The sequence below is a fragment of the Aeromonas popoffii genome (genome assembly GCF_000820025.1).
GTDB lineage: Bacteria > Pseudomonadota > Gammaproteobacteria > Enterobacterales > Aeromonadaceae > Aeromonas > Aeromonas popoffii.
Window position 1 is genome coordinate 42,400 of sequence record NZ_CDBI01000059.1, and the last position, 12,846, is coordinate 55,245.

The following is a 12,846-nucleotide window of genomic DNA, read 5'->3' on the forward strand; positions in this document are numbered from 1 at the left end:
CTGTTACTTGTCCTTACCTGGGGTGGCGCCAGACTTGATCTCGTTCACCAGCGGTTTGAAACGCTTGAGCTCGCTCAGCTTGTAGCCGGTGTAGTTACCCAGCAGCAGCACGGTCGCCATCAGCACCAACTGCAGGCCGAGGAAGTTGAAGGTGAGGTGGCGGATCAGTTCGTTGTCCATCGCCAGGTAGGCGATGACGGCCACCAGCAGGGAGCCGCCACCCTGGCGGAACACCTCTTTCGAGCCCTCTTCTTCCCACAGGATGGACATACGTTCGATGGTCCAGGAGAGGATGATCATCGGGAAGAAGGTGATCTTCATGCCGTCGGTCAGCCCCAGCTTGAAGGCGAACGCGGAGAAGATGCCGATCATCGAAATCACCATGATGATGATGGCCGATATCCGCGCCACCAGCAGCAGGTTGAGCCGCGACAAGTACGAACGGATGATGAGGCCGGTCCCGACGATAAGCAGGAAACCCACCAGACCGGTAATCAGCTGGGTCTGGATAAAGGCGACCGCGATCAGCACAGGCATGAAGGTGCCGGAGGTCTTGATCCCGACGATAACCCGCAGGAATACCACCATCAGCACACCGATGGGGATCAGCAGCAAGCCCTTGAACAGGGTCTGCTCTTCCAGCGGCAGGCCGTGGATGGAGAAGTTGAGAATATCGGACTTCTCGAATTTCTGGGCCAGCGCCACGTTGACCGGTTGCTCCTGCTCGATCATCGAGAAGGTGACACGGGAGTTGTGGCCACCGGTCACGTCCAGCAGGGCGCCGGAGTTGTACTCCCACAGCAGCAGGTTGGCAGGGCGGCCCTGTTCACCGGTCTGCGGATTGAACAGCTTGTAGTCGGTCGGGTTGTTGAACACCTGCAGATAATCCACCAGCTCCTGACGACGGCGACCATCTTCCAGGCTCAGGGCCTGCACCACGCGGGCCGGTACATTGGCATTGTTGAGCAGCTCGGCGATCAGGTTGGCGCGGGTCTTGTGCTTTTTCAGCAGCTCGGCGTTCTGCTCTTGCTTCTCGATCTCCTTGATGATCTCGCGGGTCAGGGTATAGCCATCGGCAGAGCGCTCCTGGGCACGCTCCAGGATCTGCTTCATGGCGGTGGCGTAGGGCTCGCTCTCGATCTGCTTCTCTATAGCCGGCGGCTGCGGGTTGGCGGCCGGTTTGGCATGGGCATCTGCCATCATGTCGACGCGGTAGTAGAGCTCCTGACGGCCGGAGGCGGTACGGATCGACCACTCGGCGCGGGCATCACCGTCTTTCTCGACAAACGACAGGCCATAGCCCGGGCTCGCGGCGTTCTCGTTCATCAGGGTGAAACCGGGCTGAGTGCCCGGAATGGCCAGGGAGGCGATCACAGGTTCGCCGGTGGCTTCAAATTCCAGTTTGGCTTCGATGGACCAGATCTGGCGCTTTTCACCGGGCGTGAGCGGCACATCCAACGCTATGTGGTGATAAAACGTCATCCCCAAGCCGACAATGTACAGCAGGGCGACCAGCAAATAGAACGGCTTACGGGAAACCATGGATTATTTCACATCCTTGAGCTTGGGTTTGGGTTGGATATACTCGCGGGCCACATCAACGACGGCGATGTCTTTCAAGAACTCACGACCCAGCAGCACGGGGAAGGTCATGTCGCTGCGATCTTTGAGGGTAAATTCGGCTTTCTCGGTCATGTCGCCAATGCGCACGGCCAGACGGACCACCGGACGACGGTCGAGGTCGTCGGCGGAAGCCTGACGCACCCGCACGTGACGCACCAGCGGCGCTTCGATCTGGATCTTGTCATCCATCTCCTGGTGGCTCAGGAAGAAGCGCACCCAGTTTTTGCCGTTGCGCTCGAAGATGGTGATGTCCTGGGCGCTGATGGAGGAGGTGGTGGCACCGGTATCGACCCGCGCCTGGAAGGCGTCATTGGCGGCGTCTACCCAGATCCACTCGGCTTCACCGACCAGCAGTTTGCCATCGACCGTGTGGCCCTGGCTTGGCGCCTGGCACTTCTCGGTCGGGATCGCCATGGGCTTGGGTGGCTCGGGCGGCAAGGATTCGAGCTTGCTATCGACTTTTTTCACGGACTCTTTCATGTTGTTGACATCAGTGTTGAGCTGAACCAGCAGGTGCTGTTGCTGCACGTACTGCTTCTGTTGCTGTTCCATGGATGTTTGCAGACGTTGCTCGCTCAGAGTGATCTCGGTGCGAAGCTCGGCCAGCGTCAAGGTAGGTACCGGGGGCGCTTTCTCCATACTGACACACCCGCCGAGACTGAGCAGGGAGAGCAGGGTCATTCCTTTAAATTTGCTTTTCATGTCATTCATTTAACTGTGCTTCCTGGAATTGGGTCAGTGTAACTTCCACAGGCGCCATCGGCTAGTCTTTGGCCTTTCTGGCAATCAGTACGGCACGTTTCGGCGCCGGGTGTCCTTCCACCGTGAGCGCTGGGTCTTGAGGGTCCAGGTAATCGCTCAGTGATTCATTTATCATCCAGTCGGTACGACGCTGTTCGTCGGTGCTGGTCATATTCTCGTCCACGATACGCACATCGGTAAATCCGCAGCGCTCGACCCAGAGCTTGAGCGCGGTGCTTGAGGGGATGAACCAGACGTTACGCATCTTGCCGTAGCGATCAGTGGGCACCAATACATCGTTGACGCCGCCATCGATCACCAGGGTTTCCAGTATCAGCTCGCCATCGTCTTTCAGCTGATTGCGCAACTGCTCTATGTGCTCGATGGGGGATTTGCGGTGATAGAGCACCCCCATGGAGAAGACGGTGTCAAAGGCGCGCAGCGCCGGCAGCTCCTGAATGCCCAGCGGCAGCAGGTGGGCGCGCTGGTCGCCGCCGAGAAAGTGGCGGATGGCCTCGAACTGGCAGAGAAACAGGGGGCTCGGATCTATGCCGACCGCGAGTTTGGCCCCTTCCCCCACCATGCGCCAGAGGTGATAACCGCTGCCGCAGCCCACATCCAGTACATAGCGACCGGCCAGCGGACTGATATGGGGCAATACCCGATCCCACTTCCAGTCGGAGCGCCATTCGGTGTCGATGTGGATGCCGTGCACAGTAAATGGGCCCTTGCGCCAGGGCATGAAGTGGCGCAGCAGGCTCTCGACCTTCTTGCGCTCCCCCTCGCCGAGGCTTTCGGCCCCGCCTATCTCGACCCGGCTTTGCAGCTCTATGTGTCCGGGGGATACCACCGGCAGCTTGTTTAGGGCACGGTTCCAGCGCGGCAGGTCCCCGTGCTGGTTGTCATGTTGCCAGGCGTGCAGCTGGGCGGGCAGGGTATGCAGCCAGTGGCTCAGCCGGTTTTTGGCGATCAGTTGATAAAAATGGGCAAAGTCGATCATGGCTTAGTTGGTGTCGCTGGATTTGATGGCAATCATGGAACCGAAGTTGAAGCACTGGAACCAGAGATCCTGGTGAACGAAACCTGCGTCTCGCAGGCGGGCTCTGTGTATCGCCAGGCTGTCGGTGCGCATCACGTTTTCGAGGGCGTTGCGCTTCTGGCTTATCTCCAGCTCGCTGTAGCCATTGGCCCGCTTGAAATCCAGGTGCAGATCGATGAGCAGCTCGTTGACCGGCTCATCGTCGAAGCGGAACTTCTCGCTCAGGATCAGGATGCCGCCCGGGCGCAGCCCATCAAAGATGCGCTGGATCAAGGTCATCCGCTTTTCGGGGTCCACGAACTGCAGGGTGAAGTTGAGCACCACCACGGAGGCGTTCTCGATAGCAACGTCGCAGATGTCCGCTTCGACCAGCTCCACCGGCACCTCGGATTTGAATCCAGAGAGGTGGGCGCGGGCGCGTTCGATCATGGGATGGGAGAGATCGACCGCCGTGATGTGACAACCCGGTTGGGTCACGTGGCGGCGCATGGCCTGGGTGGCGGCGCCCAGCGAACAGCCGAGATCGTATAAATGGCTTCCCGGCTGGGCGTAGCGGGCAGCCATCATGCCGATGGCGGAGATGATGTTGCTGTAGCCCGGCACCGACCGCTGGATCATGTCGGGGAAGACATCGACGACCTGTTCGTCAAAGCAAAAGTCCCCCAATCGGGCGATAGGGGCGGCAAAAATCTGGTCTTTGGTATGCATGCTGGCGCAACCTGACAGTCGGTATATGAACCGACTGTTTGTTCAATTGAGTCGTTGGGTGACACCCTTCAGGGTTGTTTTATCACCGGTTTACGAACGGGGTGGCTGGCCGTGAGATCCTTCGGGCCTGTCCTGTTCGCAATGGGCCATTATCCGGGCCCTTGATCCGGAGCCGCGCTGTTTGTTGCAATGAATTGCAGTGGTCAACGGCAGGCCCCTTTTTGTGGAGCCGCGCTGTTTGTTGCAATGAATTGCAATGGTCAACGGCAGGCCCCTTGCTTGGGGCGCTAGTGTAGAGGATTGATGGGCGTTTGTCTTGACGCCGAGCCCCGTCCAGCCACAAAAAAGCGGCTTTTTTTACGCCCGCCCGATGGCCGGTGACATGGCTGACTAAAAGCGCAGCACGCCCTGGCGCGCGCGATCGTTTTCCCCCGGCCAGGGGGCCATCTCCTGACCCAACAGGCGGGTTATCTGACGGGCCAGCTCGGGTGACTGGGCATTGTCAGCGGTATGTATAAAGAGGTAGAGATCCTTTCCCTCCGCCAGCCACTGACGCCAGTGGGGTAGCCAGCCTGGCAGGAAGGGGCGATTGGCGGCCGGATCCGGCAGACCGATGAGCCGTACCACGGGGGCACTGGCGGTAGCCAACAGATGCACCGGCAGTCTGGGCTTCTTGCCCTGGGCATCTATCATGGCTGCCGTGGTGGCTGGCACAGAGAACAGCGGCCGGCTGTCGAGCATGATGCGGTTGATGCCTTTTTCCATCAGCATCCGATTCAGGCTGCGCTCCGCCTCGCCTTTGGCGAAGAAATCGGGGTGGCGCACCTCGAGGGCATAGCGAAACTGTGTCGGCAGCCGGTTGAAGAATTCAGCGAGACGGGGAAGGCCGCTCGGGCCGAAGCGGGCAGGTAGTTGCAGCTTGAGCAACCCCAGCTTGTCGTGCAGCGGGGTGAGCAGCCGGATAAAGTCGGTCACCTGTTTGTCGGCGCCCACCAGATCGCTCTGGTGGCTGATCTCTTTCGGAAACTTGAAGCTGAAGCGAAAGTGAGCGGGCACCGCATCGGCCCAGCGTCTCACTGTTTCCGGGGTCGGCGAAGCGTAGAAGGTGGTGTTGCCTTCTACCGTGTTGAACACCCGGGCGTAGTGGGCGAGGTGCTCGGCGGGTTTGGCGCCCACGCCCAATAATTGACCGGGCCAGGCCGGGTGTGACCATTGTGGCAGGCCCAAAAAGAGGCTCATGGCGGATCCTGTCTGCGGGTTTATCTCGTTTTGCGCCCATTTTTTGTCTTGAGATGTAAAAAACAGGGCAAAGGGGGCTGCTGGCCATTTTACCCAAATGGGGGTTTTCCTCTATAATGCCAGCCCTTTTGTTTGCCAATGGTTGTGACTCACGCCGCTGTGCGCATATTGTGGCGACGGTAGCGGCCATGAATTGGCCAAACAACGACGCTTTCCGATGCCCTCTGACCGACTCCGGCCGCTTGCCAGCCGCCTCTGGTCGAGCCGATATCGGTGGCAGGTGTCCGATCCCGGGGGTCGGACGGTATGAGACAGATTTCAAACCGGGCAAGAACAAGACTCTGGCCAGCTGTGAGACAGACGGTGCTTGCCAGTCGTGCCCGGCGACCCAGGTTCACCGTCTCTCTACAATTTCGAAGGAAGAAGTCCATGCGCTCTATCTATTGCGGACAGGTCAATGAGGCCCATGCTGGGCAGACCATTACATTGTGCGGTTGGGTCCATCGTCGTCGCGACCTGGGCGGCCTCATCTTTATCGACATGCGTGACCGGGAAGGGATCGTGCAGGTGTTCTTCGATCCGGACAAGCCGGACGCCTTCGCCCTGGCCTCCGAACTGCGCGGCGAGTTCTGCATTCAGGTCTCCGGTGTGGTACGTACCCGTCCCGACTCCCAGCGCAACAGCGACATGGCCACCGGCGCCATCGAAGTGTTCGCCCACGAGCTCACCATCATCAACCGCGCCGAGCCGTTGCCGCTGGACTTCAACCAGGTCAACAGCGAAGAGCAGCGCCTCAAGTTCCGTTATCTGGACTTGCGTCGCCCCGAGATGGCCAAGTACCTGAAGACCCGTGCCAAGGCCAGCGCCTTCGTGCGCCGCTTCATGGACGAGCACGGCTTCCTCGACATCGAAACCCCCATGCTGACCAAGGCCACCCCGGAAGGTGCCCGTGACTATCTGGTGCCGAGCCGGGTGCACAAGGGCAAGTTCTACGCCCTGCCGCAGTCCCCGCAGCTGTTCAAGCAGTTGCTGATGATGTCCGGCTTCGACCGCTACTACCAGATCGTCAAGTGCTTCCGTGACGAAGACCTGCGTGCCGACCGCCAGCCGGAATTCACCCAGATCGACGTGGAGACCTCCTTCATGACAGCGCCGCAAGTGCGCGAGCTGATGGAAGAGATGATCCGCAACCTGTGGCAACACGTGCTGGCCGTGGATCTGGGCGACTTCCCGGTGATGACCTTCGACGAAGCCATGCGTCGTTTTGGCTCCGACAAGCCGGACCTGCGTCTGCCGATGGAGCTGGTCGATGTGGCAGACCTGCTGACTAATGTCGAGTTTGCCGTGTTTGCCGGCCCCGCCAACGACCCGAAAGGCCGTGTGGCAGCCCTGAAAGTGCCGGGCGGCGCCGAGCTGTCCCGCAAGCAGATCGACGAGTACACCAAGTTCGTCGGCATCTACGGTGCCAAGGGCCTGGCCTGGATGAAGGTCAATCATGCTGGAAGCGGCCTCGAAGGCGTACAGTCTCCGGTTGCCAAGTTCCTCTCCGATGAGATAGTGCGTGAGATCCTGACCCGTACCGGCGCGGCCGACGGCGACATCATCTTCTTCGGCGCAGACAGCAAGAAAGTGGTGGCCGATGCCATCGGTGCCCTGCGTCTGAAAGTGGGCCGCGATCTGGGTCTGATGGAAAACAGCTGGAAGCCGCTGTGGGTCATCGACTTCCCCATGTTCGAGGAAGACAGCGAAGGCGGCCTGGCGGCCATGCACCACCCCTTCACCGCCCCGAGCAACCTGGGCCCGAGCGAGCTGAAAGCCAACCCGCTCAGCGCCTATGCCAACGCCTACGACATGGTCATCAATGGCTACGAAGTGGGTGGCGGCTCTGTGCGTATCCACAACAGCGAGATGCAGGCCACTGTATTCGACATCCTGGGTATCACCCCGGCCGAGCAGCGCCTCAAGTTCGGCTTCCTGCTGGATGCGCTGAAGTACGGTACCCCGCCGCACGCCGGTCTGGCCTTCGGCCTGGATCGCCTGAGCATGCTGCTGACCGGTACCGACAACATCCGGGACGTGATTGCCTTCCCGAAAACCACGGCGGCCGCCTGTCTGATGACTGACGCCCCCAGCTTTGCCAACCAGGCGCAGATGAGCGAACTGGCGATTGCGACGACCGTCAAGGGTGATGAATAAGCCGGCATCCGGCACAGTCCCGGCCGCGCCCAGCGCGGCCTACCCGGTCACTTTGTGTTATTGAAATCTAAAAAATATAACGGAGAGTCTCTATGGCAGGTCACAGTAAATGGGCCAACATCAAACACCGCAAGGCAGCTCAGGATGCCAAGCGCGGCAAGATCTTCACCAAGCTGATCCGTGAAATCACCACCTCTGCCCGTATCGGCGATCCGGATCCCGCCAACAACCCGCGTCTGCGTGCGGCGGTGACGGCAGCCCTGACCAGCAACATGACCCGCGAAACCATCAACCGCGCCATCGCACGTGGGGCCGGTGGTGGCGACGGCGAGCAGCTTGAGACCATCGTCTACGAAGGTTACGGCCCGGCAGGCTCCGCCGTGATGGTGGAGTGTCTGACCGACAACCGTAACCGTACCGTGGCGGAAGTGCGTCATGCCTTCAGCAAGAGCGGCGGTAACCTGGGGACCGATGGCTCGGTCGCCTACCTGTTCAGCAAGAAAGGGCTGCTGACCTTCGTCGGTGTCGATGAAGATGCCCTGATGGATGCGGCACTGGAAGCGGGCGCCGACGACGTGGTGACCGAAGAGGATGGTTCCATCGAGGTGTACACCACCCCGAACGATTTCGGTACCGTGCTGGATGCGCTGGAAGCCGCCGGCTTCAAGGCACAGAACGCCGAAGTGACCATGATCCCTTCTACCGAAGCCGAGCTGGATGCGGAAACCGCGCCCAAGCTGATGCGTCTGATCGACATGCTGGAAGATTTGGACGACGTGCAGGAGGTGTACCACAACGGCTCCATCTCCGACGAAGTCGCCGCGACACTCTGATCGTCAGGGTACACACGCGAGGAGGTGGTATCACAACGGCACCACCTTTCTCCGACGACGTCGCCGCGACACTCTGATCGTCAGGGTACACACGCGAGGAGGTGGTATCACAACAGCGCCACCTTGCTCCGATGAAGTGGCCGCGACGCTCAGAACGCTCGCACACAGACAGCAAACGGCAGCCCACGGGCTGCCGTTTTTTTATGCCGGTTTTGCACCCGCAGGCCGCACTGGCCGTGGTATTTCCCTGCCTTAATTTTCCCTTAAGTTTGGCAACTTAAGCTGCCTGCAGTGTCCGGGCGCCCCAGCCCCTTGCCGCGCTTGCCTTCAGGAGGCGCGGCAAGCGAGCACTCACAACCGGTGCCCCCATGCAGGGGCCCCAGTCCTGCCTGGTTTGTCGGAGTATCGTTATGCGCATCACCCTGGGAGTGATGAAGGTGAATCTGTTGCTGGTGCTGCTGTTTGCACTGGTGTTCAACTGGCCCATCTTCCTGCACTTTTACCACACTCTCACCCAGCTGGAGCACGTCAAGGCGGGCTTTGTCCTCTCTATCCCCCTGGTGCTGCTGGCCGCGCTCAATGCGGTGTTTCTGCCCTTTACCTTCCGCTATCTGCTCAAGCCCTTCTTCGTGCTGCTGATCCTGATGGGCTCTGTGGTCAGCTACGCCATGCTCAAGTACGGCGTCATCTTCGACGTGAGCATGGTGCAGAACATAGCCCAGACCAACAGCGGGGAGGCGGCGGCCTACCTCAATGGCTCGGTCGCGCTCTGGTTCCTGCTGACCGGTGTGCTGCCAGCGCTGGCCTTGTTGTGGGTGAACATAACCTATCCCAGCCCCTGGTATAAGGGAGTGGGGTTGCGCCTTGGCTCCATTACCCTGTCGCTGCTGTTTCTGGTGGGAGTGGCCGCCCTCTATTACCAGGATTACGCCTCGGTCGGGCGCAACAACAAGTCCCTCGGCAAGGAGATAGTGCCCGCCAACTATGTGCACGGTCTCTATCGCTATGCCACGGATATCCTGTTTGCCACCCCCATCCCCTATCAGCCGCTGGGGACGGATGCCAAAGTGGTGGGGCAGGGCGGCAAGCCGACCCTGATGTTCCTGGTGGTGGGGGAGACGGCCCGCAGCCAGAACTACTCCCTCAACGGCTACGGGAAGCAGACCAACAGCTTCACCGAGCAGGAGGCGGGCATGGTCTCGTTTCGCAACGTACGCTCCTGCGGCACCGCCACGGCTGTCTCGGTGCCCTGCATGTTCTCCAATCTCACGCGCCGGGAATATGACGACACCCTGGCCCAGTCACGGGATGGCATGCTGGATGTGCTGCAACACGCAGGTATCTCTGTGCTGTGGAAAGAGAACGACGGCGGCTGCAAGGGGGTGTGCAAGAACGTGCCCACCATAGAGATAAAAGCCAAGGCGTTCCCGCAGTATTGCCAGCAGGGTTCATGCTACGACGAGGTGATGCTGGAGGGGCTGGATCAGCAGATAGCGCAGATGAAGGGCAACAAGCTGGTGGCCTTCCACCTGATGGGCAGCCACGGCCCGACCTATTATCGGCGCTACCCCGCCTCCGAGCGCTTCTTCGTGCCGGATTGCCCGCGCAGCGACATAGAGAACTGCAGTAATGAAGAGCTGGTCAACAGTTATGACAACACCATACGTTACACCGACAAGGTGGTGGCACAGCTAATAGACAAGCTCAAAACGCTGCAGAATGACTACAACGTGGGGCTGGTCTATCTCTCCGATCACGGCGAATCCCTTGGTGCCATGGGGCTCTACCTGCATGGCACCCCCTACAAATTCGCGCCGGATGATCAGACCCGGGTGCCGTTGCTGACCTGGTTCTCGCCCCAGTTGCAGGCCGATCGCCAGCTGGATATGGGCTGTCTGGCGGTGGAGGCGGGTAGCCAGCGTTTCTCCCACGACAACCTGTTTCACTCCATGTTGGGGATCATGGATGTACAAACCAGCGTCTACGATGGTGCGCTGGACCTGTTCAAGCCGTGTAGAGCGGGGTGAGCCGGCGAAAAGCACACCAGACAAAAAACGGCAGCCATTGGCTGCCGTTTTTTGTCTCGCAAGGCCTTCGCCTTACTTCTGCTCCATGATGATCTGCAACAGATCACCCTCCAGCAGGGCCCGCTTCACCAGCGCGAAGCCGCCTATGGTGGGCTGGTTCTGGAAGCGCGCCTTCACGATGGGCAGGCCACGGTGGAAGCTCGGCAGGGATTGGTGCTCGACACAGCGGCGGATGGCCGGGAACAGGATCTCTTCGGCGGCGGTGATTTCGCCGGCGATCAGCACCTTCTGCGGGTTGAACAGGTTGACCGTGATGGCGACCGCTCGTCCCAGATGCTCGCCCACGTTCTCGATCACGCTGCGGGCCAGTTCATCACCGGCCATGGCGGCCTTGCATACCTCCTGGATGGTGATGTGCTTCTCCTGCAGCGAGCTGCGGTGGCCGCGGCTGATGAGCTCCTTCACCTTGTCGATGATGGCCTCGTTGGAGGCGATGGTCTCCAGGCAGCCAAAGTTGCCGCAGTGGCAGCGCTTGCCGAGCGGCTCGACCTGGATGTGGCCAATCTCGCCGACGTTGCGGTTCTGACCGAGGAACACCTTGCCCTTGGTGATGATGCCGGAGCCTGCCCCCTGGTGCACGCTCACCAGGATGGAGTCCATGCAGTCGCGGGATTCACCGAAGAAGTGCTCGGCCAGCGCCAGGGAGCGGGTGTCGTTGCCCACGTAGCAGGGCAGGTTGAAGTGGTTTTCCAGCAGCTTGGCCAGCGCCAGATTTCGGATCTGGTACTTGGGGGTATAGATGACCATGCCCGATTCCGGATTGACCAGACCCGGCATGGTCAGCGCTATGCTGATGAGGTTGCGGCTGCGCTCCTGCTGGGCGTCGATGAAGGCACCAATTTCGCGCAGCAGCATGTCGACCACGGGTTGCTGGTCAATCTCGGTCACCTGGGTGATGTGCTGATCGAGCTCCTTGCCGTCGAGATCGTACAGGCTCAGCTGCAGATAGCCGCGACCGAGCTTGGCGGACACAAACTGAAAGCGATGCTTGATGGTGGTCAAGGAGATGGCGCGCCGTCCGCCGGTAGAGGCTTGCGGTGAGGTCTCCTTGATCAGGCCATGCTCGATCAGTTGCCGGGTTATTTTGGTCACGCTGGCCGGGGCCAGCTGACTCAACTCGGCAATTTTGACCCGCGAGATAGGGCCTTGCAGGTCGATGAGCCGATATACGGCCGCACTGTTGACCTGCTTGATAAGATCTACGTTTGCTATTTGTCCGCCAGTCATAGTGTCACTGTGTTGTGTAGTGTCCGTTAACCACGGTCCCGCAGACCGTGAAGGTCTGATCAAAGACAGTCAGGTTGGCTATTTTTCCGACCTGGATACTACCGAGACATGAGTCCCATCCAATGGCGCGAGCGGGATAAAGGGTGGCCATTCTCAGTGCTTCATCGAGCGGTAATCCGACCTGTTTGACCAGATTCTCCACCCCCTCAATCATGGTGAGGGCAGAACCGCCGAGTGTACCATTCTCGTCGACGCACTGACCATCGCGGAAATAGACGGTTGCGCCACAAAAATCAAACTTCTCAAAGCCTTCCGGCGCCCCGGCAGCGGCGGTGGCGTCGGTGACCAGCACCAGCCGCTCCCCCAGCATAGTGTGGGCTAGGCGCACGTTGGCCCAGTGCACGTGATGCCCATCGACGATGACGCCGGCATAGACATCCTTGCGATCGTAGATGGCGCCCACCATGCCCGGTTCGCGGCCATTCACGGTCGGGCTCATGGCGTTGTAGAGGTGGGTGGCAAAGCGGATGCCGTTGTCAAACCCGGCCATGGCCTGATCGTAACTGGCGGCAGTATGGCCGGCAGAGACCAGGATGCCCGCTTCCACCAGCTGGCGGATGTGTTCCGGTTTGTTGCGCTCCGGCGCCAGGGTGATTTTGGCGATGGTATCTGCATTGGCGCAGAAGAAGTCGATCATCTCGTCGGTGGGCTGACGGATCTGGGCGGCCGGGTGTATGCCTTTGCGCTTGAGGTTGGTGTAAGGCCCTTCCAGATGCACGCCCAGCACCTCAAAGGGGTGGGCGGCTATGTAGTCGCGGGTCACGGCGACGGCCTGCTTCATGTCCGCATCCGGGCTGGTGATCAGGGTCGGCAGGAAGCTGGTGGTACCGGATCTGAGGTTGGCGGCCTGCATGGTCGCCAGGGTCTCGATGGTGATGTGGCCGTTGAACATGACGCCGCCGCAGCCGTTGAGCTGCACGTCGATGAAACCGGCGCTCAGGTTGGCGCCGTGTAGATCATGTTGTGCTATGCCGGCGGGCAAATCGGCCCGACGCTGAATGGCGACAATCTTGTCGCCCTCGATCACCACCCCGTAACCGGTCAGCACACAGCTGCCGGTGTAAAGGGTGCAGTTGGTCAATGCGAACATGGT

The 12,846-nt window shown here is 60.2% G+C and carries 10 protein-coding genes; 3 read left to right on the forward strand and 7 right to left on the reverse strand.

Going from position 1 to position 12,846, the window contains the following annotated elements; all coding sequences use genetic code 11:
* Positions 1–3: 3 nt before the first annotated feature.
* From BN1129_RS12255 to BN1129_RS12275, 5 genes are all read right to left on the reverse strand, one after another.
* Positions 4–1,542, reverse strand: coding sequence for an inactive transglutaminase family protein (locus BN1129_RS12255; protein ID WP_042036879.1), 1,539 nt, complete (start codon positions 1,540–1,542; stop codon positions 4–6).
* A gap of 3 nt (positions 1,543–1,545) precedes the next feature.
* Positions 1,546–2,334 carry an ATP-dependent zinc protease family protein gene (locus tag BN1129_RS12260; RefSeq protein WP_042036880.1) on the reverse strand — a complete coding sequence of 263 codons (789 nt, stop codon included), beginning with the start codon at positions 2,332–2,334 and terminating at the stop codon, positions 1,546–1,548.
* Positions 2,335–2,386: 52 nt separating this feature from the next.
* A complete protein-coding gene (gene cmoB / locus BN1129_RS12265) occupies positions 2,387–3,364 on the reverse strand; it encodes a tRNA 5-methoxyuridine(34)/uridine 5-oxyacetic acid(34) synthase CmoB (RefSeq protein ID WP_042036881.1) in 978 nt (325 codons plus the stop codon).
* A 3-nt stretch (positions 3,365–3,367) separates the two neighbouring features.
* Positions 3,368–4,111, reverse strand: coding sequence for a carboxy-S-adenosyl-L-methionine synthase CmoA (cmoA, locus tag BN1129_RS12270; protein WP_042036883.1), 744 nt, complete (start codon positions 4,109–4,111; stop codon positions 3,368–3,370).
* A gap of 390 nt (positions 4,112–4,501) precedes the next feature.
* A complete protein-coding gene (locus BN1129_RS12275; protein WP_042036885.1) occupies positions 4,502–5,350 on the reverse strand; it encodes a DUF72 domain-containing protein in 849 nt (282 codons plus the stop codon).
* 429 nt (positions 5,351–5,779) lie between these two features.
* On the opposite strand from BN1129_RS12275, the gene aspS reads away from it, so the two are divergent.
* The 3 genes from aspS (at position 5,780) to BN1129_RS12290 (ending at position 10,406) form a co-directional block, all read left to right on the forward strand.
* Complete coding sequence (gene aspS, locus BN1129_RS12280) at positions 5,780–7,546, forward strand: aspartate--tRNA ligase (protein WP_042036886.1); 1,767 nt, start codon at positions 5,780–5,782, stop codon at positions 7,544–7,546.
* 92 nt (positions 7,547–7,638) lie between these two features.
* The gene (locus BN1129_RS12285; RefSeq protein ID WP_005313105.1) at positions 7,639–8,379 is read left to right on the forward strand and encodes a YebC/PmpR family DNA-binding transcriptional regulator; all 741 of its coding nucleotides are present in this window, start codon (positions 7,639–7,641) and stop codon (positions 8,377–8,379) included.
* 410 nt (positions 8,380–8,789) lie between these two features.
* Entirely contained in the window at positions 8,790–10,406 is a 1,617-nt protein-coding gene (locus tag BN1129_RS12290) for a phosphoethanolamine transferase (protein WP_042036888.1), read from the forward strand.
* A gap of 72 nt (positions 10,407–10,478) precedes the next feature.
* Here the strand turns inward: BN1129_RS12290 and nagC are convergent, their stop codons facing one another.
* Entirely contained in the window at positions 10,479–11,693 is a 1,215-nt protein-coding gene (nagC, locus tag BN1129_RS12295; protein ID WP_042036890.1) for a DNA-binding transcriptional regulator NagC, read from the reverse strand.
* A 4-nt stretch (positions 11,694–11,697) separates the two neighbouring features.
* A complete protein-coding gene (gene nagA / locus BN1129_RS12300; protein ID WP_042036893.1) occupies positions 11,698–12,843 on the reverse strand; it encodes an N-acetylglucosamine-6-phosphate deacetylase in 1,146 nt (381 codons plus the stop codon).
* Positions 12,844–12,846: the final 3 nt, after the last annotated feature.